The organism is Celeribacter halophilus (genome assembly GCF_018860305.1).
In the GTDB taxonomy this organism is placed as follows: Bacteria; Pseudomonadota; Alphaproteobacteria; order Rhodobacterales; family Rhodobacteraceae; genus Celeribacter; species Celeribacter halophilus_A.
Window position 1 is genome coordinate 1 of sequence record NZ_JAHKPE010000039.1, and the last position, 1,823, is coordinate 1,823.

The 1,823-nt window shown below is 40.5% G+C and carries 3 protein-coding genes; 2 read left to right on the forward strand and 1 reads right to left on the reverse strand.

From position 1 onward, the window contains the following. Window positions 1-36: 36 nt before the first annotated feature. Window positions 37-414 (reverse strand): hypothetical protein, encoded by a 378-nt coding sequence (locus KO492_RS17090; protein WP_216046085.1) that lies wholly within the window; start codon window positions 412-414, stop codon window positions 37-39. Between the two features lie 442 nt (window positions 415-856). Here KO492_RS17090 and radC point away from each other — a divergent pair, with 442 nt between their 5' ends. Both radC and KO492_RS17100 read left to right on the forward strand, forming a co-directional pair. Beyond that, a complete protein-coding gene (radC, locus tag KO492_RS17095) occupies window positions 857-1,327 on the forward strand; it encodes a RadC family protein (RefSeq protein ID WP_216046086.1) in 471 nt (156 codons plus the stop codon). Window positions 1,328-1,373: 46 nt separating this feature from the next. Continuing rightward, the gene (locus tag KO492_RS17100) at window positions 1,374-1,712 is read left to right on the forward strand and encodes a helix-turn-helix domain-containing protein (protein ID WP_012774864.1); all 339 of its coding nucleotides are present in this window, start codon (window positions 1,374-1,376) and stop codon (window positions 1,710-1,712) included. Window positions 1,713-1,823: the final 111 nt, after the last annotated feature.

The following is a 1,823-nucleotide window of genomic DNA, read 5'->3' on the forward strand; positions in this document are numbered from 1 at the left end:
CTCCAGATCACTGGAATTTTCCGGCAAGAGCACTTATTAGACAATGTGTCTAAGTACTTCCAGCTCTTCTATATGGTCCTCATTAGTGAGTTCATAATCATATTTAGCTGAACTGGTGCGCGTGTCAGGGACATAAGGAGGGTCGGCATAGACAACCGTTCTACCACTGGACTCGAAATCATGGGTACGTAAATAATCAAAAGCATCACCACAAATCAAGCTTGCTGCAGCATAGTCAAATTCATCTATACATTTCTTGTTTAAGTCGATGCCAATATTTTTTTGAGCAGGGGCTTTCCTTTTCATGACTGCACCCGTACCAAGAAATGCTTCGATATAAGTATCGTGTGGCGGTATTAGATTGATAATTGTCTGAAACACCCCGCTTCCACTTTTAGCGCCTAAATAACCCACTTTCTAACCCTCATTCCTTACTCTGTGGCCAGTATAGACATTTATGTCTATGACGGCCACAGCTGCCATAGATATAGGTGTCTATACTCGATGAAAATTACGCCAGGAAGGAAATCCAATAGCTTTATTCCTTTTAGCTGCTAGAAAATAACCTAACCTAGCTAATTTGGGTTGGTTAAATTGAATTGGTCAAATAGCCTCGATGTTCACTTATATTGTCCTATCAACATTCACCAGGTAAATAGAGCATACCTAAAATGAACACCTCTTAAAAAGACACATGATTGTTTTTACGCCAAAAGTAAATGCTATCAATTTTTGAGTGGAGCGTTAGCCCTAAAGTCTTATTACACATTGGAAATAATGAAGAAATAAATTAAAAAAAAGTAGACGCCGCCACAGCGGGGCGGTATAATTGTTTACGAAAGGTCGGGAATGTTCCATGACCTATAAATGGAGAAACGCAATGTTTACACCAGAAGAACAAAGCATCATTGACCAAGCAGCCGCTATTTTTGCAAAAAAAATCAAAACTTGTGATGCCTTTACCAGTCCTGATCTAGTTAAAGGCTTTTGCCAGGCTCGACTTGCTACATCTGAGCGTGAAATTTTCATGCTGCTAATACTCGATAATCAGCACCGACTAATTGAAGCCGTAGAGCTTTTTCAGGGAACGATTGATAGTGCCTCTGTATATCCGCGTGAGGTTGTAAAATCCGTTCTCAAACACAATGGCGCAGCTGTGATCCTGGCTCATAATCATCCGTCAGGTGTTGCAACCCCATCTAGTTCTGATCGTCGTATTACACGAAGAATAAAAGACGCTTTGGAGTGGGTTGATGTTCGTACTTTGGATCACATCGTGGTCAGTGTTGAAGAAACTTATGCGTTCTCTGAGCATGGGATAATTTAGTTATGACTGCGCGGCACACTGTGTCGCGCTCTAAGGGTTTGTTAATATGAGTGAAGATAAAACACTATACAGCGGCTTTGAACCGCAAATGACGCTAGATGATCTAATGAACTCTCAATGCACTTTGCCTTTGAGTGATCCTGATTATCTTTCACCGACACCAGAGCAAATAAAATGGCTGCGAGTTTATCTTGGTTTGTCTCAAGCAAAACTTGGCTATTTTCTTGGTAAGACGGTAAGTCCCAAAGGTTGTTCTATTGTTCGTAAATGGGAAACTGCAAGCGATAAAAAAGAACACCGAGAAATTGATGCGAACGCATGGCGCAGAATGCTATATGCTGCGAATTTAGCAAGTCCCGAAGATGATATTAAGCAAGTTCGATAGTGGACAGTACAAGTAGGTATAATCACAGTTTTTGAGACTTTCAATAAGAATAAATCAGAGAGGAAAAGTAATGTCTGATATGGAATTTACTAAATACTGGACTTCTGAGCG